Origin of the sequence: Paenibacillus sp. yr247, assembly GCF_900103825.1 — a bacterium.
Taxonomy (GTDB): domain Bacteria; phylum Bacillota; class Bacilli; order Paenibacillales; family NBRC-103111; genus Paenibacillus_E.
In genome coordinates this window covers 93,406-117,270 of record NZ_FNIF01000005.1, presented here as the reverse complement: position 1 = coordinate 117,270, position 23,865 = coordinate 93,406, and the positions used below count along the sequence as shown (strand labels likewise).

Sequence of the window (23,865 nt, the reverse complement as noted above, 5' to 3'; positions counted from 1 at the left end):
TGATCACACAACAAGGTAAGGGGAACGATCCATGGAGCAGTATCCGGAAGCATACACGAATTACTTACTATATTTCCATGCGCATCGGGATTATTTTGAATGCCATGAAGTGATGGAGGAGTTCTGGAAGGAACATCCAGGGGATGAACGTAGTAGAACCTATGTCGCTCTTATTCAAATTGCAGTAGGGATGTATCATATTCGCAGAGGAAACCGAACAGGTGCTGTGAAAATGCTGCAAAGCGCCGAAAAAAATGCGCAAGCTGCTCATGTCAGTTCTTTGGGGCTAGATGCTGTGAAGCTTCAAGAGCTAATTAATCAAACATGGAATCAAATCGAGCGTGATGGTTATCGCTATGAGGATATCAATTTGCCGATCACCGACCCCAAACTGATAGCTTGCTGTTTGGAAGAGAGTACGAGAAGAGGGCTCACATGGCAGGCGCCAAGCCCAATGGCAGATGAGCTGCTCATCCAAAAGCATACGCGAAGAGATCGTTCTGACGTTATTGAAGAAAGAGCTAGACAACAGCAAATTCGTAAGGAAAAGGGTGGCGCCAGGTGAGTTCGGAGGGTAAAGTTCTTGTTGTAGATGATGAGCCGAATATAGCCGAAGTCGTTCGGCTTTATTTGGAGCATTCGAATTATGAGGCAATTTTGCTGACGCGAGGGCAGGAAGTACTTCAAACGATTGCTAACGAGAAACCAAATTTGATATTACTAGACATCATGCTGCCCGATATATCGGGCTATGAGCTATGCGAGCAAATCCGCAAGATGGAAGCCCCTTTTCATCAAACTCCGATCATTTTCCTCACAGCAAAAGGAGAGTCCATCGATAAGTTGAGAGGGTTTAATTTGGGTGTTGATGATTATTTGGTCAAGCCTTTCGATCCAAATGAGCTTATTGCCCGTATCAAGGCTGTGCTGCGCCGCACGTTTCAGCTGTCTTCGGAGCCGTCTAACCATCATAGTTCATCCCGCAAATGGCTGGAGATCGGCAACATCGTCATTGATCTTGACCAGTATCGGGTCACTGTCGGTGGGAAACGGGTTGAGCTTACGCCGAAAGAGATCGAACTGTTGTTTTTTCTTACCAGTCATCCAAGCCGTGTTTTCACACGAGAGGATCTGCTTGGCTATGTGTGGAACTTTGATTTTACAGGCGGTACGCGAACGGTTGATGCACATGTAAAAAACTTACGTAAAAAGCTAGGACAGCATGATACGTGGAACATCCAGACCCTGTGGGGAATTGGCTACTCATTTGAGGTAGTCCAGCATGTTTAAACATTGGTTAATGGGGAAGTACAACAGCCTCTATTTGAAAATTTTTCTATCCTTTCTGGCGACCTGCGTGCTTTTTTTCGTTGGCCTATTCTTTTTCTGGAACTATTATTTCACGGATTTATTTTATAAAGATAAGATCGAACTGCTCGAGAAACGCTATGTAGAAGTCACTCGATTAATGAATTCCGTACAGGATGGAACGATCTCTACGCGAGAACTGAAATATACCATTCGCATATTGGCTAGGAGCATTAATGGGCAAGTTTGGCTTGTTGATGACAAGGGCAATATTTTAAACGGCTCTTCGGACAGTGAAGGTAGAGGTATCCCTAAACAAATGGACACGTTGTTTATTGATGGTCTGCATGGTCATTCCGGTTATGGAATGGTCGGTTTAACGACGCCTGATGGACGGAACGTTAATCTTTTTACGTATCACGCCCCTTATCAATTAAACGGACAACCTTTGGTCATTATTCTTCATTTCCCAGCAGGAGATATTAGTGAAGCCATTTCCGCAGTTCGCGTTAACATTATGGTCCCTTTATTGTTTTCTTTGCTAGCCGTTGCTTTCATTCTGTTTATTATTTCCCGCAAACTCGCAGGTCCACTTCAGCAGATGAATCGAGCCGCTCTAGAGCTGGCGCATGGTGATTTCACCACCCGCGTTCCGGTAACCTCACAGGATGAGGTAGGCCAGCTTGCTACAAGCTTCAACTTCATGGTGGAACAGCTGGAGGAATGGGAGGGTACAAGGCAGGAGTTTTTGACGAATGTGTCACACGAGCTCCGTTCTCCGCTTACTACTCTTCGCGGTTTTATTGTGGCCATGAACGACAAGGTCATTCCTGAAGAGAAATACTCGCATTACTTACGTATCTGCGATCAAGAGGTTCAGCGTTTGCAGCGTCTTGTGACCGATCTATTAGATCTGGCGCAGATTCAAAATGGGATCGATGTGTTCCGTCTGAGACCTGTGATAATGGCAGAAACACTGGAGGAATCGTTGGAACTGTTGAAGGCGCCGATTGCTGAGAAAGAAATTGCCTTGCATCTCATACTTCCTGAACCAGATCAAGAACCATCTCGAGTTGAATTAGACCCTGATCGATTCGCACAAATCTTGCAGAATTTGATCTATAATTCACTGAAATTCACACCAAAAGGCGGAACGTTGACGGTAGCCTTGGAAGAACAAGAGCACGAGGTCCATATGTATATTCGTGATACAGGGGCAGGAATGACGGATGCCGAGTTAGCACGCATTTGGGATCGCTTTTATAAAGCAGATGAGGCTAGAACTTCTCGGTCAGACGTTTCGTCAGGAACAGGGCTTGGTCTGACGATTGTGAAGCATTTAGTGTCAGGAATGCATGGTGCTATAAAAGCTCGCAGTCGGGTAGGTGAAGGAACCGAATTTTGTGTTACTTTTCCTCGTATTTCGTAGTTTGTTCACATTTTTTTTACAACTAAAGCTAACTTAATTCATGGTTATCTCGTATCCTGTTGCTATTGGACAGGATTTTTTTTGTTTTGGAGGTGTATGTAAGATGAGGTACACAAAGAAAATGGTGTTGAGTCTAACACTCATTTCCTTCCTGCTTAGCGGTTGTTACCAACACATGCCTGCACTTGATTCCTCTATGGCATTGGCATCGCCTTCTCCAACGTTCGGGCAAACTCCTCAAGAAGAGAGCCCCACTGAAAATGTTCAAAATCTTCGAGAGATGCAGCTCGTCATGCTATTCCAAGCATTGATTCGTATGGATCGGAATGCCTCCCTTACGATTACGGCTAAGCAAGCCCGTGACATGCTGCCTCTTGTTCGAAATAGCATGGACGAAGGAAGCATGAATGATTCCGAACGAAAGCAAGTTCTTAGCGGCTTAACTCCGGAGCAGAAAGCGTTTCTGGATGAACAATCTATCCAAGTAAAGAAGCATATGGAGGAGCGAATAGACAATTTGGGTGAGGAGCTCTCCTTGGAAGAAAGGGAGAAGCGAGTCGAAGCATTTATCCAAAAAAGAAAGTCGGATCGGCAGGTTGAACCAGATATGATCGAACAAGCTAACGGTGCAAATCAGCCATTTGATTCAAGAAGTATGGGAATTAGTGTTGAAAAGCAATTAATGGAATTGCTGGTGTCCAAACATGATTAGGTGATAAGCTGCTAGCTTTCGTATGAAAACTCAGAGTCTTACAATGCAAGTTTTGCTAAAGCAAATCGCTAAGGAGGAAATAACTTCATGAAATGGTATCGCAGTAAGTGGTTCATTGTAATTGTCGCGGTAAGCGTTTATGCAGGTGGTTCATATGCTTATTTAGCGAAAGGGAAGAAAACGAAAGCAGCGGACGTTAAAGAGGTGACGGTTGATGTCAAGAAAGGGAATATCCGCTCTTCCGTTTCCGGTACCGCGCAATTCGAGCCCAAAGATAAGACGATGAACTTCACAGGGCAGCAGAAGATTATGTCCGGTGTTCAATTTATTGATTTTGGCACTATTAAATCCGAACAATTGGGCTCCGATGTCAGTATCAACCTGTATGAAGTGGTTGCAACACCTAACGGTGACGCCAAACGCTTGGTCAAAACGCTTAAAATGTAGCGCAAATAGCTTAAATGATTAAATAAAAGGTGCTTATCCGCAAGGATAAGCACCTTTTTCATTATGTGTTTGATTCGTTCGAATGATAACCGTCTTCAATCAAATCGAGTCGACCCGTTTCCGGATCAATGATAAGACCGTGAACCGGCAAATTCTTAGGAAGTAAAGGGTGATTCCGAATGATGTTGACACTCTTCTCAATCCCTTCTCTAACATGGTCGAAACCTGTCAACCAACCGGACAAATCGATACCAGAGTGGCCAAGTGTTGCTATTACATCATCTGAAATACCGCGTTTCTTGGCATTGGCAATGACACTGTCTGAATTTAGACCCGTCATCCCGCAGTCGTAATGTCCGATGACGAAGACTTCATCTGCATCCAGCTCATAGACAGCTACAACAATGCTGCGCATAATACTGCCGAATGGATGAGAGACAATGGCGCCGGCGTTTTTAATGATTTTGGCATCGCCATTTTGGAGATTCATTGCCTTGGGCAGTAGTTCGACCAGCCGCGTATCCATACAAGTGAGAACAACCATCCGTTTGTCGGGGAATTTCGTAGTCAGAAACTGTTTGTACTGCTTCGATACTACAAATTCCTCGTTATAATTCATGATTTCGCTAATCAAAGACATGGTTTCCCTCCAAGTAATTTGATGGCTGCTTGTCTATTTTCTGCAGCTTTATCTTTTGTCGACTAAGCTCATACCCGCATTATAAATTTGATTATTACTCTTCAGTATATAGGATTTATTTCCTTCGTGAAAGTCGATTTTCATATTCTCTTCAAAAAAGATCTCGTCCTTAGCTTTATAAATGAGCTTGAAAATCTCGGTTTCAGCAGTAATATCATCTTCATTCGCTTTCGAAACTAGCCATAGGGTAGGTACACCGTTCACGGAGCAGCCGCAGCCTTCTGTGTCAAAAACAAGCTTCAATATCGCTTCATTATGCCCTGCAACTGGTGTCAATCTATGTATAGCTGTATCTGTAAATGTGATTTTCATTTAATCATCTCCTTCAAAATATTTGTACCAAAACAACCTTCTGAAAAAAGGCTTGTCATTATTCTAACATAACCTAGCATAAATTTGATTCTGAGTAGGGGACGAAGTATGATAAATTAAGAAACTTTTGGGAGGAGATTAGAGCATGAGTGTGCAAGTAGCCCCAGCAAAGCTGGAATCGTTCAAGGCATATGTTCGCAAAATGAAGCAGTATGAGGAGGCCATAGCCTTAATTTATTGGGACATGCGCACCGGCGCTCCGAAAAAAGGGATAGAAACTCGCTCCGAGGTTGTCGGAGAACTATCCACCGAAGTTTTCCGCATGTCGACATCGGATGAAATGGGAAGTTATTTGGACTTCTTCATTCAGCCTTCGGAGCTGGAGAAGCTAGATGCCATTTCCAAAAAAATGGTATTGGAATGCAAAAAAGAATATGATCGCAGTAAAAAAATACCGGCCGAGAAATATCAGGCCTATGTTGTCCTTACCTCCCAAGCCGAATCCGCATGGGAAGATGCGAAGCACAATTCCGATTGGGTTTCGTTCCAGCCTTATTTGGAGAAGATTGTCGCGACTACCCAAGAATTTATTGAGCTGTGGGGCTATGAAGGAAATAAATATAACACTTTGCTGGATATGTATGAACCGGGAATGACGGTCGAGAAATTAGATGAGGTCTTCGGTGCGCTGCGTGAAAAAGCAGTTCCCTTACTTCAGCGTATTCAAGCTTCACCGAATCAGCCTAATCGATCCTTTTTGGATCAACAATTTGAAATAAGCAAACAGAAGCAATTCTCCCTTTCGATTTTGAAGCAAATGCAGTATGACTTTGAAGCGGGCCGGCTAGACGAAACGGTGCATCCTTTCGCAACGGCGCTGAATCCAGGTGATGTTCGTATCACGACGCGTTATTTACCTAATGACATTACATCCGCTTTATTCGGAACGATTCATGAAGGCGGACATGCGCTTTATGAGCAAAATATTTCCAAAGATTTAATCGGCACGAATCTATGCACAGGCACATCAATGGGTATTCACGAGTCGCAGTCCCGTTTCTGGGAAAATGTGATTGGCCGCAGTAAAGCGTTCTGGGATCGTTACTATGGCGAGCTGCAAACGACGTTCAGCGGGCAGATTGATGATGTAGATGTTGATTCCTTCTATCGTGCTATTAACCATATCGAACCATCATTAATTCGCATAGAGGCGGATGAGTTGACTTACAACTTACATATCATGATCCGGTATGAGCTGGAGAAAGGGTTATTCAACGGTACGATTGCCGTAGCTGATCTGCCTAAAGCATGGAATGCCAAATACGAAGAGTATTTGGGCGTGGTTCCTGCGAATGACGGCGAAGGAGTGCTGCAGGATGTGCATTGGTCAGGGGGGGCATTTGGCTATTTCCCATCGTATGCACTGGGTAACATGTACGCGGCGCAATTCACATATACACTTCGTAAACAGCTGCCAAATTTCGAAAGCCTGATTGCCGAGGGCAACCTAGTGCCGATTAAGGAATGGTTAACGGATAAAGTGTACCAGCATGGAAAACTGTTGACGCCGAATGAGATCATTCGCGAGGTTACAGGGGAGGATTTGAATCCCGACTATTTGGTTGAATACTTGGAAGAAAAGTACAAGTCAGTTTATGGTATTTAGAATTTAATTTGTATCGAGCAGCATCTTATGGCAGTAGTAACTGTCATAAGATGCTGTTTTTTTGTTGATCAGGTCGATGAAAAATGAGATATTCAATTTATTTTCAGAAAAACAAAATTAACCGACTTCTGGGCACCTGCATACGATACAGTACTACTATTATCGGAGGTCAGTCTATGAACATTCGGAAAAGATTGGGATTGGCATTATCTGTAGTCCTACTGCTCAGTGTTATCGTTTCGGCATGTGGAACGAAAAGCACAGAAACAACCAAGGTTCGTATTGGTGAAGTTACACGATCTTTATTTTATGCACCTCAGTATGTGGCTTTGTCTCAAGGATTTTTCAAGGAAGAAGGACTTGACGTTGAATTAACTACTACACCCGGTGGCGACAAAACGATGACTGCCTTGCTCTCAGGCGCCATTGATGTAGCGTTAGTTGGATCGGAAACCTCGATCTATGTGTCTCAACAAGGCTCGGATGATCCCGTCATTAATTTTGCTCAGTTGACACAAACGGATGGCACCTTCCTTGTTGCACGTAAGAAAGTCGATAAGTTTGATTGGAACTCGCTGAAAGGGTCTGTTTTCCTAGGTCAAAGAAAAGGCGGCATGCCTCAGATGGCAGGGGAATTCACGTTGAAAAAGCACAATATTGATCCTAAGAAAGATCTGCAGCTTATTCAAAATATTGAATTCGCCAATATTGCATCCGCTTATTCATCTGGAACAGGGGAATATGTACAACTCTTCGAACCGCAAGCTTCCATTATAGAAAAAGAAGGTAAGGGCTTTGTTTTGGCTTCTTTCGGTGTGGAAAGCGGACACTTACCTTACACGGTCTTTATGACCAAACAAAGTTTCATGAAATCAAACCCTGGAACGATTCAGAAGTTTACTAACGCGGTACAACGTGCTCAGCTTTGGGTTGCAGCGAAAAGCGTGGATGAAATTACGAACGCAGTGCTGCCCTATTTTAAAGATATCGATGTGGAAATTGTGAAAAGTGTTGTTAAACGCTATAAGGAACAAGGTTCTTACGCTACGGATGGCATTGTCGATGAGCAAGAGTGGAATAATTTGCTGGAAGTGATGACTTCGGCAGGTGAGTTGAAGGAAAAAGTGGCTTGGAAAAAACTTGTAAACAACACCTTTGCTGAGAAAGCGAAATCAAGCATCAAACAATAGCAAACCGGAAAGTCAATGAATTGAACGAGAGGGGGAGTACGAACATGGATACAGCTGTGACTGTAAAAGACGTGACGCAAGTTTACGTAACCGAGGAACGGGCGACTCTCGCTGTTCAGCAGATTGATTTTGCTATCCAGCGCGGTGAATTCGTTAGTATAATCGGTCCTAGCGGCTGCGGGAAGACTACTCTCTTGTCCATCATTGCCGGGCTCATTCGTCCGACGGTAGGCACTGTGTCTGTAGCGGGGAAGAAAGTGAATGGTCCCTCGACAAGAGTCGGTTATATGCTTCAGCAGGATTATTTGTTCCCTTGGCGTACGATAGAAGATAATGCTTGCATGGGTTTAGAGATTGCAGGAACGTTAACGAAAGAAAAGAAACAGGGTGTGCTTCACTTATTGGATGAGATGGGACTGCTTAGCTTCAAGGACTATTATCCTTCGCAGCTTTCGGGGGGCATGCGCCAGCGAGTAGCGCTAGTTCGTACGTTAGCTACAGAGCCTGAGCTTCTTCTGTTGGATGAACCGTTCTCTGCGCTTGATTATCAAACCAAGCTTCAGTTGGAGGATTTAGTCGTGGAGACCCTTCATGCTAAAAAGAAGACGGTTCTTCTCGTGACGCATGACATTTCAGAGGCCATAGCGATGAGCGATCGTATTATTGTTTTGGATCCTAATCCGGGACGAATTCGCCAAGAGTTTGTGATTCCGGAGGAGATTCGGGCTTCGATACCCTTCGCGGCGCGGGAATTGCCTGGTTTCCATGCGCTCTTTCGATTGATTTGGCAGGAGTTTGGAGGGCATGCTTCATGAGCGATAGGCAGCTGCAGACAAGTTTAAACGACACCGCATGCGACTCTCTTACAAAGCAAGTTCATCAGCAGTTTGCTTTGGCAAAGAAAAAAGAATCGAAGGATGTAAAGCTTGTTCAACTTGCCATCTTGCTTTTATTTTTCTGCCTGTGGGAAACGGCTGCACGGTTAAAGTGGATCGATGTGCTTCTTTTTAGCTATCCGAGCAAAGTAGTTAAGCTGCTCTGGGATAAACTTCTTGACGGCAGCCTCCTTCCCCATGTGGGAGTAACAGTGCTAGAGACAATTATTGGCTTTGTGTTAGGCACCTTGTTCGGTACAGCGTTGGCCGTCTTGATCTGGTGGTCACCGTTTCTATCGAAAGTGCTTGATCCTTATATTGTCGTGCTAAATAGTATGCCGAAGGTGGCACTGGGTCCATTATTTATCGTAGGATTGGGACCAGGCTTGCTTTCGATTATTGCAACAACGTTATCGATAACGGTTATTATCACAACGCTTGTGGTTTATGGGAGCTTCAAAGAGGTGGATCAGAACTATGTGAAGGTTGTGACTTTATTCGGGGGGAGTCAGCCAAAGGTGTTCTTGAAGGTCATTCTTCCCGCTTCCTTCCCGGCTATCGTCTCGACTTTGAAAGTGAACGTGGGCTTGGCTTGGATTGGTGTCATTGTAGGGGAATTTCTCGTATCACAAATGGGTCTTGGTTATTTAATTATTTATGGTTTTCAAGTGTTTAATTTTACACTGGTCATTTCCACGTTATTCGTCATCGCACTTGTAGCTACATTGATGTATCAGATTGTATCCAATTTGGAAAAAAGATTGACCAAACACCGCTGATACTTGCCACTTTTTGCCCAAAATGAAATAATAAGCCCATAGTTAAAACCAGTAAAGAGGTGAAGACGCTATGGGCCTTCGTGTGCTCAAAACGGCGCTTGCGGTCGTTATAGCGATGTATTTAGCGCACGTGATTGGGATAAAATCGCCTGCATCGGCTGGACTTCTCGCCATTCTAGGTATTGAAGTGACGAAGAGAAAAGGTATTCAAAGCGCACTTCATCGGATCACAGCTTCTGTGCTCGCGCTGCTAATTGGTTCTTTTCTTTTTATGATGCTGGGTTTCCATGTGTGGGTCGTCAGTGCATTTATCCTCATTGTATTTCCTCTGCTGCATCGTCTTCGGATTACAGAAGGTGCGGTTACAGGGGCTGTTGTCATGCTGCATCTTTTCGCATATGAATCAGCCGGATGGGATGCTGTTATGAATGAAATGAGATTATTGCTCATAGGTTTAGGTACAGCGACAATTATCAATATTGCCTACATGCCGAAGGCGGATAAAGCGATTGTGGCGCATAAGCAAAGAATCGAGGCGTTATTCTCGGATATTTTCGTAAACATAGCTAAGCATCTTCGTGATAAAACGTTTATCTGGGATGGTAAAGAGCTTCTGGAAGTCAGTGAAGAGATTGAAGAAGGCACGGGGCAGGCTAAACGTTCGATGGATAATACACTCATTTTCGGTGGAGATCCTTACTGGAGGGTTTATTTCTATATGAGAGGCGAACAGTTGGAGTCGATTCACCGGATGATCGATCTTGTTGCTCAGGTATATCAGACTTTGCCGCAAGGGGAGTGGGTCGCAGCAATTCTTGAAGATATTAGTCAAACTGTAAAAGAAGAATACTATACAGGTAAAGCGGAGAAAGAATTGCAAGAGCTGGACGCTCGCTATAAACAGTTGGCGCTGCCGACAAGCCGAGAGGAATTCGAGGTGCGATCAGCCATTTTACAGCTCAACAGGGAACTTATGCACTATTTATCTATAGCTAAAAAACAAAAAAAACAACGCCCGGAGGCGGGGTTGACTCTTAAAGATATAAGTATTTTTAACAAGTAAAAATAATATAAAATAATTGTCACTCTAGACTACTGTCCTGCATACACTTGTAATGAATGATTGTATGGAGGAGGTTGAAAGGATGTCATTAGATAAAGATTTGCAAAGCAGAGAGATCATTACAAAAGCTGTCTGCGGTAAAGGTCGCAAATTTTCGCATGTAAGTCATACCGTGACTCCGCCCTTTTCTCCGACCAGTATATTGGGCGCTTGGATTATTAATAACCAATTCGAGTCGATCCAATCCGGAGATGGCGTAGAGGTAGTTGGTACTTATGATATCAACATCTGGTATTCTTACGATCGTAACACCAAAACAGACGTAGCAAAAGAAACCGTATCGTATGTAGAAATCGTTGGGCTAAGCTATCTGGACAAAAAACATAAGCCAACTACAGCTGAAGTGTCCGCTGTCGCAACGCAAGAGCCGAACTGTGTGGAAGCCAGTATCTCTTCAAGCGGCGACAGCGTACTTATTCGGGTGGAACGCGAGTTCCAAGTCGAGCTCATTGCCGAAACGAAAGTCAATGTCATTGTTAGCCCGTACAGCCCCAGTGACTTCGACGACAAGCATGTGGATTTCGATGACAACGGCGATGGTGATTTCGAGGATCTGGACGCCGATTTGCTCGAGGATGAATTGGATTAAGGAATCTTATGCTCCAGTGTATGCTGGTGAAAGAGGTTCGGCAGAGGGCATTTGCCCTCTTTTTTGTTTTATACGAATAATTGGGCAGCTGACCAGAATCAGGGATAGGAATGATGGTAGGAGAAACGAGAAGGGGCAAAATGGATGGAAACATTTCTGCTGCACGCACAGGAAAAAGAAGCATTGGAGCTGGCGGGTCTCACTCGCATTCCGAATGGATCAAGGATTCCTGACGATTGGGGTGGCCAGATCATCATTCATTGGGGGGCAGCTCACGATGAGTGGCCACAGAAGCCGGCGTTGCAGCCCATAAAAGCTATTCTAAGGGCTAAGATACGCACGAAGCGTGAAGAACTGCTGCATCTGCATGGGATCAAGACGCTAGCCTCTCATAAAGGACGCAGTCTGGCAAAGGATGAGCGCTTGGCATTTACGCATAAATATAAGGTGGCCGTGTTCCATTTACAGACATTGGTTGTTTATGAGAAAAAAGAGACACTCCTGTTATCCGAGAAAGCGCTCTATGTCCAAAGACAATTTAATGCCAATTCGGCCTACATAGAAGTGGCTCCGGAACGGGCCAGTTTTCATGTGCGCAGAGCTAGCCGTGAGGCTGTAAAAGCTATCTACGCATTAGGTCTGGACTATGGGCTCGTAACCATCGGTGTATTGCCGAGCGGACATACGCTTGTATTGGACGTGGATCCCGTTCCGAAGCTCAACGGGAAGCTAGCGCTGCTATTCGCGCAGGCGATCGATCGCTATGAGCTCGCCTTAACGAAGGAGCTGCGCAGGAAGGAGCGGGCAATGCTCGGCAGTGACCCGGAGTTCCTTCTGCTCAGCCCACAGGGCAACGTCGTCTTCGCCGACCGCTTCCTGACGCGGGACGGTGAAGTCGGCTGCGATGCGATCGTACTCAGCGGGCAGCGACTGATCTTGCCGCTGGCGGAGCTGCGCCCGCAGCCTAGCACAGACCCGCGAGAGCTGGCGAGAAACCTGCATTCTACGATGCAGCTCGCCTCGCGGGCAATTCGTGACGAGAGCCTCATGTGGCTCTCGGGCGGCATGCCGGTGGGGGGCTACCCCCTGGGCGGACATATTCACTTCAGCCGCTGCTGGCTGAATGGGCATCTCCTGCGCGCGCTCGATAACTACCTCGCGCTGCCCTTGATCTTGATCGAGGGCGACACAACGCGCCAGCGTCGCCCTCGATACGGCTACCTCGGCGACTTTCGCAAGAAGTCGCACGGGGGATTCGAGTACCGTACACTGCCGAGCTGGATGCAGTCACCCGTCATTACGCGCGGTGTATTCGCGCTGGCTTCGCTAATCGCTGACAACTACTGGCTGCTCCCGCGGCAGCCCCTGCAGGACCCAGATATTCAGGCAGCCTACTATCGCGGCGATAAACAGCGGCTCCAAGCCACGGTTGCGAAGCTTTGGCAGGATCTCGAGCAGCTGAAGGGTTATGAGTTATTCGCAGACGTATTAGAACGTCTCCGAATAAGAATTGAATCGATGGAACCATGGAACGAAAGAGCGGATATTCGGAAAGCATGGAAAATTGCCCCGTACCATCGGAAAGAAGCTTTTGAGGAGCAAATCATGTTATAATAGAGTATCTATACAGACATAAACATACTTATACATTCGAGGCTAAGAACTCAAGACCTCACCTCATCATGTGAGGAAAGCACCCTGATTTTGGACATTCGCTTTCTACATGATGAGGCTGACGTTTTGAAGCCTCTGACATGTTTTTTTTACACACATATGAAAATCATGACTGGTAGTTTCATAGATTTGACATTGAATATAGTGATTGGTTGGAGGTACGCAAGGTGGCCCAATATACGCCGATGATACAGCAATACTTGGCCGTGAAGGCGCAAGTCCCGGATGCTTTTTTGTTTTTTCGCCTGGGTGATTTCTATGAGATGTTTTTTGAAGATGCAATCAATGCTTCGCGAGAGCTGGAAATTACGTTAACGGGAAGAGAAGGCGGCGCTGACGAGAAAATCCCTATGTGCGGTGTGCCTCATCACGCAGCAGATACTTATATGTCACGTTTAATCGAGAAGGGTTTCAAAGTAGCCATTTGCGAGCAAGTGGAAGATCCATCCGAAGCCAAAGGTGTCGTTCGCCGCGAGATCGTTCGGATTGTTACACCGGGAACAGTTATGGATAGCAAGCTGCTAGGAGAATCAAGCAATAATTATATCGTCTCACTAGTGAGTAAGGATGATGGGTATGCCTTTACGGCTTGCGATATTTCAACGGGTGAACTGTATACAACGCTGCTTTCTAATTCATGGGAGCTTGTTGTAGATGAACTAAATGTATACAACCCTTCCGAGATCATTACAGATAAGGAATTATTAACAACCATTCGGGAAACAGGCCTTACTTGGGGCCGCAGCACGGTGCTAACGGAATGGACGCAGGCGGATGAGAAGCTGCTGGACGAGCATTTTGCAGAAGATGCCGCGCTGCCTGCATTATCAGCTTTGAATCGGCATGGTGTAGCATCACTTTTAGCCTATTTGAAAGAAACTCAAAAACGCGCACTTACACACGTTAAGCACATACGGGTCTATGAACCCGATCAATTTATGACGATGGATCCTTTTACTCGTAGAAATCTAGAATTAGTAGAAACGGTTCGTGAACGAGCGAAAAAAGGTTCTTTGCTATGGCTGCTGGATAAAACCGTTACGGCCATGGGCGCACGCATGCTGCGTCGTTGGATCGAAAAGCCGCTTATGAGCGTTTCACGCATTGAAGAGCGTTTGGAAGCTGTAAATCTGCTCTATAATCAGCTCATCGTACGGGAAGATGTGAAGCAAGCTTTGAAGGAAGTTTACGATTTGGAGCGGTTAGTGGCTCGTATCTCCTATGGGAATGCAAACGCCCGCGATATGATCGCTTTGAAGCATTCCTTGCAGCAGATTCCTTTTCTGCAAGAAGTTTGTGCAGCTTCCGGCTCTGAAACACTGCGCAATCTGGTCGAAAATATGGACGTCTGTGATGATGTCATGTCGTGGATTGCTAGCGCCATTGAGGACGAGCCTCCGGTATCCATTCGTGATGGCGGGATGATCCGTGAAGGCTATCAGCCTTATCTAGATCAACTCCGGGAAGCGAGTAAGAACGGAAAACAGTGGATTGCGGAGTTGGAGCGTCAGGAGCGGGAGGCGACGGGTATCAAGTCGCTGAAAATCGGCTACAACAAAGTGTTCGGTTACTTTATTGAAGTCACCAAAGCGAACATGTCCGCACTGCAGGAAGGCCGTTACGAACGCAAGCAGACGCTTGCGAATGCCGAGCGCTACGTAACGCCGGAGCTGAAAGAGAAAGAAGCGCTCATCCTGGAAGCGCAGGATAAAATGATTGATCTGGAGTTCGAGCTGTTCACGGAGCTTCGCGACCGGATTTCCCAGCATATCTCCAGATTACAAAAGCTGGCGGAAGTGATCGCTACCGCCGATGTGTATCAATCGCTGGCCACTGTCAGTGCGGCGCAGCATTACCGCAGGCCGGAGATCGGCGAAGGCTTTGATCTCCAGATTGAAGAAGGCCGCCACCCCGTGGTGGAGGCGGTCATTCAAGACGGCTCGTTCATCGCGAACGATTCGCGCCTTGAGGGGGAGCAGGGCCGCATCCTGCTTATTACCGGTCCGAACATGGCCGGTAAGAGCACGTATATGCGGCAAGTCGCCGTGATCTGCCTTATGGCGCAGATCGGCTGTTTCGTACCTGCCCGATCTGCGCGCATCCCGGTTACCGATCGGATCTTCACGCGGATCGGCGCCGCCGATGACCTGATCGGCGGGCAGAGCACGTTCATGGTCGAGATGATGGACATCCAAGTGATGACGGAGAAGGCGACGAGAAAGAGCCTCGTCATTATCGATGAGCTTGGCCGCGGTACCTCGACTGGAGAAGGCATGGCAATTGCGCAGGCGGTCATCGAGTTCTTGCACGATAGAATCGGCTGTAAGACACTCGTGTCGACGCATTTCCATGAGCTTGCGCATCTGGAAGAAAGCCTTATGCATCTGCGCAACCACTGCATGGCCGTGAAAGAAAGCGGCAGGCAGGTGACCTTCCTGCGCAAGCTCATCCCCGGGGCAGCCAGTACGAGTTACGGCATCTACTGTGCCGAAATCGCCGGACTGCCAGATGCGATCATTCAGCGCTCCTATGAGCTGTTGAATGGGTTTGAAGAGCGGGCGGCGGGCGCAGCGCAGATCGCCGCAACCGCAACCACGGCTGCCAACGACGCACCAGCGGCAGCCCCTATCCAGCAGCTTTCCCTCTTCGAGGAGGACAGCAAGGAAAACCTTGCCGTCAAGAAGAAGCCGGACGGCAAATCTCAGCTGGTGCTCGATCAGCTGAAAGGCATTGATTTAATCAATATGACGCCATTGCAGGCGCTCAATTTAGTATATGAATGGAAGCAAAAGCTGCAATAACCAATTACGGCAGCCTAATTATTTCATAATCAGGGAGAGACGCACATGAAAGATCAGCCAAGATTGAAAACAATGAAGGTTTCACTAGCTATTGTGTCGGCTCTTTTGACGGTACTGCCCGTAAGCGCGATGGCGCAAGAGGATTTACAAACGCAGCAAGTGAGAGAAATCATCGGCAAGCTGCATGTGAGCGGTGTGACGGAAGAAGCACTAGCCAATCAAAGCATTAAGCAAATGGTCGAAGGCCTGAAAGATCCATATACGGTGTTTTTTAGTCAAGAAGAATATGGACAGTTCTCTAGCTCCTTAGAAAATAATTATGTAGGCATGGGCGCTCGTATCGGGATTGATGACAAAGGTATCTATTTGTCTGAGGTTTTCGCTGGTTCCCCTGCCGAATCAGCCGGCTTAAAGCGCGATGATTATGTCCGAGCCGTGGATGGCGTTCCTGCTTCTAAGACCTCCATTGAGGAAGTCCGAAACAAAATCGTTGGTGTGGCTGGAACGAAAGTAAAGGTTACCGTGCAGCGTGAGGATAAAGAACTAACCGTTGAGATTACTCGTAACGGGGTCAATGTCCCGGAAGTGTATAGCAAGAGCTTCACAAATGGTGTTGGCTATATTCAGATCACAGACTTCTCTAGCGATGCAGACGAGGATTTTGACAAACAGCTTGCTGATTTGCAAGCAAAGGGATTGAAAACGTTAATTCTTGATGTTCGAAACAACCCGGGTGGACTTGTTGATACGGCTCAGAACATTGCGAAACATTTTGTCAAAGAAGGCGTACTGATTCATACTAGAGACCGAGATGGCGTGGATGATCCGGTATTGATTAGTGGTGGATCTGAATTGTCAATTCCAGTTTATATTTTAGCGAATGAGAATAGTGCTAGCGCATCAGAAGTGCTGTCAGGCGCTCTGCAGGACTATCACGTAGCCAAAGTGATCGGTATGCAAACATATGGCAAAGGCAGCGTTCAGCAGCTGTATCAATTGGATAACAACAGTGCGCTGAAAGTGACGGTTGAAGAGTATTTAACGCCGAATAAGCGAAAAGTGAATAAAGTCGGGATTACACCAGACATCAAAGTTGATGGGGCTGCTGCTCAACTGATTACCGCTTTACATACAGCGGGAATATCAGATATTCAGGTCGAGATTTCCAAGCACAAAGTCACCTACAACGGGGTTGAAATGGGAAGTGGATTCGGGAGTTTTCATGAAAACGGAAAATTGTATGCATCTACACGCGGCCTTGCGGCTCTTGTCGGGGCTACGATCACATGGAATGAGGCCAATCGTACAGTCGATATTTCCGACAACAAAGGAACTCACGCCATTCCTGTTGAAGCTGATAAGCTGATTATTGAGAATGGGACTAGCTATGTCAATGTCGATCTGTTTGATGATTATTTTCCACAGCTGCAGGTGAATGATCAAGGAGAGAATGTTTCCATCCGTGCTGTAAAGGGGAACTAGGAATTATGGGCAAAATTCAACTCTTAAGTGAACATATAGCGAACCAAATTGCCGCTGGGGAAGTGGTTGAACGCCCTTCTTCCGTGGTGAAAGAGCTTGTCGAGAACTCAGTCGATGCCGATAGTACACGAATTGATGTGACGATCGAGGAGGGTGGTCTCCAGCTAATACGTGTGTCTGATAATGGTTCAGGTATGGCTTTGGAAGATTGTGAATTAGCTTTTCAGCGCCATGCGACGAGCAAGATTTCGACAAGCAAAGATTTATTTTCCATACGTACCTTAGGGTTCCGTGGCGAGGCATTGCCGAGTATAGCATCGGTATCCAGGCTGGAGTGTGTCACTAGTTCTTCGAATGATGGTCTGGGGCGGAAAATTTTCATTGAAGGCGGGACGATTCGCAGCGTCGATGAAACCGCTGCTTCACGCGGAACGGAAGTGTCAGTGAAGGAGTTATTTTATAATACACCGGCTCGGTTGAAATACATGAAAACGATCCAGACAGAGCTTGGCCACATCTCTGATTATTTATACAGATTAGCGCTGGCTCATCCTGGCATTGCCTTTTCGTTAAAACATAATGGCAATCTCCTGCTGCAAACGCTGGGCAATGGAGATTTGCTGCAAGTCATTGCCGGTATTTATGGCACCGCCATTGGCAAGCAGATGCTCCCTATCCAAGTGGAAAGCTTGGATTACACGATCACGGGCTTCGTGGCGAAGCCTGAAATGACCCGCGCGAACCGTGGCGGCATCTCGACCATTGTGAATGGTCGTTATGTGCGCAATTTCGCGCTGAATCAAGCGCTGCTGCAGGGCTATCATACCCTGCTGCCGATCAACCGCTACCCGGTTGCTGTGCTGCAAATCGGGATGGACCCCGCGCTGGTGGATGTGAATGTGCATCCATCCAAGCTGGAGGTCCGCTTCAGTAAGGAAGCGGAGTTGACCGCTTTGATTGAAGCGGAAGTGAAGCGACTGTTTGGTAGGCAGGTGCTGATCCCGCAGGGAGTAAAGGCGGCTGCGCCTAAGGGGGCATACGTACAGGAGCAGCTGGAGCTCGCAAGAACAGTGGAGCCTTCTACTCGTTCAAACCCGGCATCACCGATTTCATCACCGTTAACTTCACAGTCAAGTTCAACGTTCCCTGATTTTACGGTACAACGTGTATCCATGGCTGCGGATAGAACGGATTTACCGCAAGTGAAAGAAATCGTCTCACCTTACAGATCGGAACCTGTGAAGGCTTCTGAGACGATAACTAGGCCATCTGCAGCAGAACCTCAAAAAAGCTCGCCAAACTCGGGGGCTTCTTACGCGAGTCGAGCATCATCGCCTTCGAACAACACTTACACCTCTGCAGGTAGCAATCCTAGAAGTACATCCATTCAGCAGCAGCGCCGCACGAATGAAGCCTTCATGGACCTTTTGCCTTCCAATCAGGACAGCGAGACATCAAAACTGCCCGCATTTCCCAGATTAGACCCGATTGGTCAAATGCACGGTACTTATTTGGTCGCCCAAAATGAAGAAGGTTTGTACTTGATTGATCAGCATGCTGCGCATGAGCGAATTAATTATGAATATTATTACGAGCGTTTTGGCAATCCTGCTGAGGCGAGCCAAGAATTGCTCGTTCCTATTACCTTAGAATTTACACCGTCCGAAGCAGGTATTGTTGCCGAGAAACTGTCTCTTTTTGAACAAGCAGGCGTGTTTATGGAAGCATTCGGGGGGAATACGTTTCTAGTCCGTGCTCATCCGCACTGGTTTCCGTCAGGGGAAGAGAAAGGGATCGTTGAAGACATGTGCGAATGGGTCCTCAGCGAGAAAAAGGCAGTCGATATTGCCAAGCTGAGGGAAAAGGCTGCTATAATGTGCTCTTGTAAAGCATCAATCAAAGCGAATCAAGGACTAAGTGTCCTCGAGATGGAAACACTAATTGACCGGCTCTCAGGTTGCCGTAATCCCTACACCTGTCCACACGGACGGCCGATCGTCGTCAGCTTTACGACTTATGAACTGGAAAAAATGTTTAAGCGAGTGATGTAAAACTGTGTTAGTGACAACTTCGTATAACCCTTCCAATGCCTTATTAGACAAGGCAGGGCGGCTGGCTGCTTCGTATGGCGGCCAGATCGTACCCCGAAGGAAGTATTCTTTGGAACATCTTAGGAGAAATTATGAGGATGATTGCCTTCTGCTTGTGACCAGAGATGAGATCAGGTACTATGAAGATGACCGTCCTGCGTACTTTTTCCATCCAAGTATGGCACTCGTTCGTGTCAAACGCATGCTGCAAGGCGAATCCGATTTATTGATTGAAGCGTCTGGTGCAGCAATCGGCGATGCGATTGTAGACTGTACAGCCGGTTTAGCGTCGGATTCTATCGTTTTCTCTTTTGCTGTCGGCCCACAAGGAAGCGTCACAGCACTAGAAAGCGAAGAGATTCCAGCTATGCTGATTCAAGAAGGCTTAGCCGTCTATGAATCAGAAATAACTGAGCTTAACGAGGCCATGAGGCGCATCACGGTCAGAAAGACGCATCACCTTGCCTATTTGCAGCAATTAGCAACGCAAAGTGTGGATGTTGTCTATTTCGATCCGATGTTTCGCAGTCCGATTGAGGAATCTCAAGCGATTTCTCTTCTTAGACGCAATGCGAATGATGAAGCCGTCAACGTAGCCTCCATCGCAGAAGCAAGGAGAGTTGCACGTAAGAGCATTGTGCTCAAAGAGAACAGAGATAGTAAAGAATTTGCCCGGCTCGGGTTTGAGCATGTATTACGATCAACGACCAAAACAACGTATGGAGTGATTCGATTGTGTTAGCCCCATCAGCCAAGCCGAAATTACTCGTGCTTCTTGGTCCCACGGCAGTAGGTAAGACCAAACTAAGTTTAGTAATTGCCCAGAAGTTTGGGTGCGAAATCATTTCCGGAGATTCCATGCAGGTATACCGTGGTATGGATATTGGAACAGCCAAAGCGAGCGAAGTTGAGCAGAAGCTTGTCCCGCATCATTTGATTGATATTCATGATCCTTCCTATCCCTTTTCGGCAGCTGAATTTCAAGAGCGTGTGAAGGATTTGATTCTGGACATTCACTCACGTGGGAAGCTTCCTTTTATTGTTGGAGGAACGGGACTTTATATCGAGTCCGTGTGTTACAATTATCAGTTTACGGACGTCAGTATGGATGAAGCGTTCCGTCAGGAACAGGAGGCGTTTGCCACTGAGCTTGGGGATGAGGCGCTGCATCAGAAGCTGCGTAATATTGACCCGGCGAGTGCCGATCGGCTTCATGCCAATGACCGTAGACGTGTGATTCGTGCTCTTGAGATTTACCATGTCTCAGGTGAAACGATGTCAACCCATTTAGCCTCCCAGAAAAAAGAGTCTCCCTACGAACTATGTATCATTGGACTGACGATGGATCGTGCACTGCTTTATAAGCGCATAGAAGAACGTATCGACGCAATGATGCAGGAGGGACTTATCGAAGAAGTCCAGTCGATACTGGCCGCAGGTTGTCCGAAACAAGCAATTTCTATGCAAGCGCTCGGGTACAAAGAAATCGTCAGCTATTTGGAAGGTGAATTGAGCCTAGAGGAAGCAGTGACGCTATTGAAGCGTGACACGCGCCGATTTGCCAAGCGCCAATTGTCATGGTTTCGGCATATGAAAGACATTCATTGGTTGGATGTGACGGAATCAGCAAATTTTTCTGCCCATTTCCAAATTATTAATGATATACTAGCAGGAAAGTTTGTACATAAAATTGAATATAATTAACAAATACACCACTAGAAAATAGCGCCGTCTGGCGAAAGTTTCATTCCATTAAGGGGGACCAACTGATGAACAGATCCATTAATATCCAGGACAATTTTCTAAATCAACTGCGCAAAGAAAGCATTCCCGTTACCGTATATTTAACCAATGGGTTTCAAATCAGAGGACTTATTCGCGCTTTTGACAACTTCACGATCATTATCGACAGTGAGGGCCGTCAACAAATGGTGTACAAACATGCCATCTCCACCTTCACACCACAACGAGCCGTGTCTTTAATGGCTGCAGAAGCTTCGGAGTAATCACTCCTACATTGTACGTCTTGCAACTTTTTAATGGACTGAAACGTCTAAATGAATAGAAACTTGTGGAGCAACCTTGATTAAGGTTGTTCTTTTGTTAGTTAATAGATAGAGAAATAAACAACGAGGGAGTCGGTGGATTTGGAGAAACCTACGAATAAACAGTCAACGACGAATACTAAGACTAAACCACAAGGAAATAAAAAAGGATCTAAGAAAAAGGGATTTAATTTTCGCAAACTAATTATGGGCTCGATTATTGCTACGATTCTAGCTATTATTTGTGCGATGGCTATTTACATCGTCGTTATTATGAACGGCTTCAAAATTCTTGAGGCGAACATTGACAAGATCGAAACAACAAGTGAATCGACGCTCATTTATGCGCAAGAAGAAGGCAAAGATAAGCCTCCAACAGAAATTTCCAAAATTTATAAAGGTGAAAACCGTGAAAGTGTGAATATCAAAGACGTTCCAGAGCGATTGAAGCAAGCTTTCATTGCGACGGAGGATCGCCGTTTCAATGAGCATTCCGGTGTTGATTTAAGAGCAATCGGACGAGCGGTTGTCACAGATATTATTCATATGAGTGCTGTAGAGGGCGGAAGTACAATTACCCAACAGCTCGCTAAGAACGTATTCCTGAGTTCCGAGAAAACAGCTTTCCGTAAAGGGACGGAAATGTCAATCGCCTTTGCCTTGGATGAAAAATATACGAAGGATGAAATTTTGGAAAGATATTTAAATCGTATTTTCTTCGGCAGCAACGCTTATGGCATTAAAGCGGCAGCTAAGGTGTATTTCGGTAAATCCAACCTGAATGACTTGAAAGTATGGGAAATGGCGACGCTAGCTGCTTTGCCGAAGGCGCCAACCAAATATTCGCCTCTCGCGAATCCCGATTTATCGAAGGAACGTCGTGCTGTCGTTCTTAAGCTGATGATGGATCAAGGCTATATTACAGAAGCTGAGCGTGCTGAAGCCACAGCTGTGGATTATGTACCACCTGCAGCGGCTAGTCAAGGCCCTAAGGATTACGCGTCTTACGTGGATTATGTGATGAATGAAGCGGAAGACATGTATGGAATCAATGAAGATGAATTGCTGACCAAAGGCTACCGCATTTATACAACGATGAATCCGAAGGCACAAAAGGTAATGGAGCAGACGTATGCGAATCCGAGCTTTTTCCAAAAGGATGCTTCCGATGGTCAAAAGATTCAGAGCGCCATGGTCATTATGGATAATAAAACAGGCGGTTTGATGGCGATGATCGGCGGCCGGGATTACAAAGCGAGAGGATTCAGTCGTGTGTATTCCAAAAGACAGCCAGGCTCTTCGTTCAAGCCGATAGCAGCCTACGGTCCAGCATTGGAAAGCGGGAATTATACGCCGTATTCTATGCTGGATGATACGCAAACCTCTTTCGCGAATGGAACCTATTCCCCGCGCAACTATGACCGTGTAACTCATGGACAAGTGACAATGTTTGAGGCGGTTAAAAAGTCTTACAATTTGGCTCCTGTTTGGTTATTGGAGAGAATGGGCGTGAATGCTGGCATTTCCTTTGCCAATAAAATTGGAGCTCCTCTCAATACTCAAAAGGACAAAAATTTATCTATCGCGTTAGGTGGACTTACGGATGGGGTATCTCCCCTGCAAATGGCGACGGCGTATACGGCTTTCGCTAATCAAGGGATGCAAAATAAGACGCATGCTATTCTACGTATTACGGATGCGCAAGGCAAAGAAATTGCCGCTTATAAGGCTGAGAAGAAACAGGTTATTCAGCCTAAAACCGCTTATTACATGACGCTTCTGCTACAGGGCGTTGTAGAACCAGGCGGAACAGGTGCAAAAGCGAAAATTAATCGTCCTGTTGCAGGTAAAACAGGGTCAACGGGGTTGGATATTAAGGGCATTGAGCAGTATGATCGCGACGTCTGGTTCGTCGGTTATACGCCGGAATGGACGGCTGCTGTATGGGAGGGCTTTGATAAAGTCGATTCGAAGCACTATGTCACTGTGGGAAGTGGAAGCCCTTCGGCTATTTTCAAAGAAGTCATGTCGAAGTCGCTGGAAGGCCGACCTGTTACGAACTTCGTGAAGCCTGATGGTGTACCTGATCTAACCGAACCACCAAGTGGCATTACCGATTTGGCTGCTGTTTATGAGCCGGATAAGAAGTCGGTCAAAATTACTTGGGCATCACTTGGCGAGAAGATCGCTTATCAACTGTATCGGAAAGGTTCCAAAGAAACAGAGCCGAAAATGCTGATTAATTCGGCAACGAATGTGGTGAATGACACTTCCGTGAGCAGCGAAGAAACGTATCAATATTACGTTGTTCCGATTAATTTGGACTCTAATATTGAAGGTGTTAAATCGAATGTGGTTTCCGTCGAAATCCCGAAGGATGGCACGCTTCCTGACGGTTCCAAACCGTCTCCAAATCCAGGAGTTTCACCTTCTCCCTCACCTGGCGTGACTCCGCCATCTCCGGGTGCGAAACCTACACCATCAATGGGTAACACTGGTAAGCCTGGGGCGAGTCCGAGTCCAAACGTCAGTTCAAGTCCATCACCGGCAAACAGGCCGGTTGATGGTCCAACAGATAAGCCGAATGACGGCAAGCAAGATGGGCAAATTATTATACCGATGCCAAAATAAAGATCCGTTCAA

At 46.3% G+C, this 23,865-nt stretch carries 21 protein-coding genes; 19 read left to right on the top strand and 2 right to left on the bottom strand.

Translation table 11 applies throughout. From position 1 onward, the window contains the following. Window positions 1–31 precede the first annotated feature (31 nt). The 5 genes from BLT91_RS12965 to BLT91_RS12945 all read left to right on the top strand — a co-directional run bounded on the left by BLT91_RS12965 (window position 32) and on the right by BLT91_RS12945 (window position 3,896). The gene (locus BLT91_RS12965; protein ID WP_090821471.1) at window positions 32–565 is read left to right on the top strand and encodes a DUF309 domain-containing protein; all 534 of its coding nucleotides are present in this window, start codon (window positions 32–34) and stop codon (window positions 563–565) included. Further along, a complete protein-coding gene (locus BLT91_RS12960) occupies window positions 562–1,290 on the top strand; it encodes a response regulator transcription factor (RefSeq protein WP_090821469.1) in 729 nt (242 codons plus the stop codon). The genes BLT91_RS12965 and BLT91_RS12960 overlap by 4 nt, the downstream gene beginning before the upstream one ends. Continuing rightward, window positions 1,283–2,737: a sensor histidine kinase gene (locus BLT91_RS12955; RefSeq protein ID WP_090821468.1), complete on the top strand. Its 1,455-nt coding sequence runs from the start codon at window positions 1,283–1,285 to the stop codon at window positions 2,735–2,737. Before BLT91_RS12960 ends, BLT91_RS12955 begins: the two co-directional genes overlap by 8 nt. Before the next feature lie 103 nt (window positions 2,738–2,840). Continuing rightward, window positions 2,841–3,449, top strand: a complete 609-nt coding sequence (locus BLT91_RS12950; RefSeq protein ID WP_090821466.1) for a hypothetical protein — start codon at window positions 2,841–2,843, stop codon at window positions 3,447–3,449. A gap of 87 nt (window positions 3,450–3,536) precedes the next feature. Then, window positions 3,537–3,896: a hypothetical protein gene (locus tag BLT91_RS12945; RefSeq protein ID WP_090821464.1), complete on the top strand. Its 360-nt coding sequence runs from the start codon at window positions 3,537–3,539 to the stop codon at window positions 3,894–3,896. A gap of 61 nt (window positions 3,897–3,957) precedes the next feature. Here BLT91_RS12945 and BLT91_RS12940 read toward each other — a convergent pair whose 3' ends face one another. Together BLT91_RS12940 and BLT91_RS12935 are read right to left on the bottom strand one after the other, a co-directional pair. Continuing rightward, window positions 3,958–4,536 (bottom strand): beta-class carbonic anhydrase, encoded by a 579-nt coding sequence (locus BLT91_RS12940; protein WP_090821462.1) that lies wholly within the window; start codon window positions 4,534–4,536, stop codon window positions 3,958–3,960. Window positions 4,537–4,584: 48 nt separating this feature from the next. Continuing rightward, window positions 4,585–4,908: an iron-sulfur cluster biosynthesis family protein gene (locus BLT91_RS12935; RefSeq protein WP_090821460.1), complete on the bottom strand. Its 324-nt coding sequence runs from the start codon at window positions 4,906–4,908 to the stop codon at window positions 4,585–4,587. Window positions 4,909–5,053: 145 nt separating this feature from the next. On the opposite strand from BLT91_RS12935, the gene BLT91_RS12930 reads away from it, so the two are divergent. The 14 genes from BLT91_RS12930 (at window position 5,054) to BLT91_RS12865 (ending at window position 23,853) form a co-directional block, all read left to right on the top strand. Further along, a complete protein-coding gene (locus BLT91_RS12930) occupies window positions 5,054–6,574 on the top strand; it encodes a carboxypeptidase M32 (RefSeq protein WP_090821458.1) in 1,521 nt (506 codons plus the stop codon). Window positions 6,575–6,750: 176 nt separating this feature from the next. Next, the gene (locus BLT91_RS12925) at window positions 6,751–7,764 is read left to right on the top strand and encodes an ABC transporter substrate-binding protein (protein ID WP_090821455.1); all 1,014 of its coding nucleotides are present in this window, start codon (window positions 6,751–6,753) and stop codon (window positions 7,762–7,764) included. 44 nt (window positions 7,765–7,808) lie between these two features. Next, window positions 7,809–8,579, top strand: a complete 771-nt coding sequence (locus tag BLT91_RS12920) for an ABC transporter ATP-binding protein (RefSeq protein ID WP_090821453.1) — start codon at window positions 7,809–7,811, stop codon at window positions 8,577–8,579. Beyond that, on the top strand, window positions 8,576–9,418 hold the full coding sequence (locus BLT91_RS12915; protein ID WP_090821451.1) for an ABC transporter permease: 843 nt from the start codon (window positions 8,576–8,578) through the stop codon (window positions 9,416–9,418). The genes BLT91_RS12920 and BLT91_RS12915 overlap by 4 nt, the downstream gene beginning before the upstream one ends. Window positions 9,419–9,488: 70 nt before the next feature. Next, window positions 9,489–10,481, top strand: coding sequence for an aromatic acid exporter family protein (locus tag BLT91_RS12910; protein WP_090821449.1), 993 nt, complete (start codon window positions 9,489–9,491; stop codon window positions 10,479–10,481). An 82-nt stretch (window positions 10,482–10,563) separates the two neighbouring features. Next, the gene (gene cotE / locus BLT91_RS12905; protein ID WP_090821447.1) at window positions 10,564–11,130 is read left to right on the top strand and encodes an outer spore coat protein CotE; all 567 of its coding nucleotides are present in this window, start codon (window positions 10,564–10,566) and stop codon (window positions 11,128–11,130) included. 144 nt (window positions 11,131–11,274) lie between these two features. Then, complete coding sequence (locus tag BLT91_RS12900) at window positions 11,275–12,744, top strand: putative amidoligase domain-containing protein (RefSeq protein WP_090821445.1); 1,470 nt, start codon at window positions 11,275–11,277, stop codon at window positions 12,742–12,744. A 227-nt stretch (window positions 12,745–12,971) separates the two neighbouring features. Next, window positions 12,972–15,605 carry a DNA mismatch repair protein MutS gene (gene mutS, locus BLT91_RS12895; RefSeq protein ID WP_090821443.1) on the top strand — a complete coding sequence of 878 codons (2,634 nt, stop codon included), beginning with the start codon at window positions 12,972–12,974 and terminating at the stop codon, window positions 15,603–15,605. Between the two features lie 45 nt (window positions 15,606–15,650). Then, window positions 15,651–17,087 (top strand): S41 family peptidase, encoded by a 1,437-nt coding sequence (locus BLT91_RS12890; protein ID WP_090821441.1) that lies wholly within the window; start codon window positions 15,651–15,653, stop codon window positions 17,085–17,087. Between the two features lie 5 nt (window positions 17,088–17,092). Further along, window positions 17,093–19,138, top strand: coding sequence for a DNA mismatch repair endonuclease MutL (gene mutL / locus BLT91_RS12885; RefSeq protein ID WP_090821439.1), 2,046 nt, complete (start codon window positions 17,093–17,095; stop codon window positions 19,136–19,138). 4 nt (window positions 19,139–19,142) lie between these two features. Beyond that, window positions 19,143–19,919, top strand: a complete 777-nt coding sequence (locus BLT91_RS12880) for a class I SAM-dependent methyltransferase (RefSeq protein WP_090821437.1) — start codon at window positions 19,143–19,145, stop codon at window positions 19,917–19,919. Continuing rightward, window positions 19,910–20,881 carry a tRNA (adenosine(37)-N6)-dimethylallyltransferase MiaA gene (gene miaA, locus BLT91_RS12875; RefSeq protein ID WP_090821435.1) on the top strand — a complete coding sequence of 324 codons (972 nt, stop codon included), beginning with the start codon at window positions 19,910–19,912 and terminating at the stop codon, window positions 20,879–20,881. Before BLT91_RS12880 ends, miaA begins: the two co-directional genes overlap by 10 nt. 65 nt (window positions 20,882–20,946) lie before the next feature. Beyond that, on the top strand, window positions 20,947–21,183 hold the full coding sequence (gene hfq / locus BLT91_RS12870; protein WP_090821433.1) for an RNA chaperone Hfq: 237 nt from the start codon (window positions 20,947–20,949) through the stop codon (window positions 21,181–21,183). A 141-nt stretch (window positions 21,184–21,324) separates the two neighbouring features. Beyond that, a complete protein-coding gene (locus BLT91_RS12865; RefSeq protein ID WP_254776922.1) occupies window positions 21,325–23,853 on the top strand; it encodes a transglycosylase domain-containing protein in 2,529 nt (842 codons plus the stop codon). Window positions 23,854–23,865 lie beyond the last annotated feature (12 nt).

Bases quoted from the DNA above. Each gene is read 5' to 3' on its own strand.
- mutL (WP_090821439.1), top strand. From the start codon at position 17,093: ATGGGCAAAATTCAACTCTTAAGTGAACATATAGCGAACCAAATTGCC.
- cotE (WP_090821447.1), top strand. From the start codon at position 10,564: ATGTCATTAGATAAAGATTTGCAAAGCAGAGAGATCATTACAAAAGCT.
- BLT91_RS12930 (WP_090821458.1), top strand. From the start codon at position 5,054: ATGAGTGTGCAAGTAGCCCCAGCAAAGCTGGAATCGTTCAAGGCATAT.
- BLT91_RS12955 (WP_090821468.1), top strand. From the start codon at position 1,283: ATGTTTAAACATTGGTTAATGGGGAAGTACAACAGCCTCTATTTGAAA.
- BLT91_RS12925 (WP_090821455.1), top strand. From the start codon at position 6,751: ATGAACATTCGGAAAAGATTGGGATTGGCATTATCTGTAGTCCTACTG.
- BLT91_RS12935 (WP_090821460.1), bottom strand. From the start codon at position 4,908: ATGAAAATCACATTTACAGATACAGCTATACATAGATTGACACCAGTT.
- BLT91_RS12965 (WP_090821471.1), top strand. From the start codon at position 32: ATGGAGCAGTATCCGGAAGCATACACGAATTACTTACTATATTTCCAT.
- BLT91_RS12890 (WP_090821441.1), top strand. From the start codon at position 15,651: ATGAAAGATCAGCCAAGATTGAAAACAATGAAGGTTTCACTAGCTATT.
- BLT91_RS12910 (WP_090821449.1), top strand. From the start codon at position 9,489: ATGGGCCTTCGTGTGCTCAAAACGGCGCTTGCGGTCGTTATAGCGATG.
- BLT91_RS12900 (WP_090821445.1), top strand. From the start codon at position 11,275: ATGGAAACATTTCTGCTGCACGCACAGGAAAAAGAAGCATTGGAGCTG.
- BLT91_RS12945 (WP_090821464.1), top strand. From the start codon at position 3,537: ATGAAATGGTATCGCAGTAAGTGGTTCATTGTAATTGTCGCGGTAAGC.
- BLT91_RS12940 (WP_090821462.1), bottom strand. From the start codon at position 4,536: ATGTCTTTGATTAGCGAAATCATGAATTATAACGAGGAATTTGTAGTA.
- BLT91_RS12915 (WP_090821451.1), top strand. From the start codon at position 8,576: ATGAGCGATAGGCAGCTGCAGACAAGTTTAAACGACACCGCATGCGAC.
- hfq (WP_090821433.1), top strand. From the start codon at position 20,947: ATGAACAGATCCATTAATATCCAGGACAATTTTCTAAATCAACTGCGC.
- BLT91_RS12950 (WP_090821466.1), top strand. From the start codon at position 2,841: ATGAGGTACACAAAGAAAATGGTGTTGAGTCTAACACTCATTTCCTTC.
- BLT91_RS12920 (WP_090821453.1), top strand. From the start codon at position 7,809: ATGGATACAGCTGTGACTGTAAAAGACGTGACGCAAGTTTACGTAACC.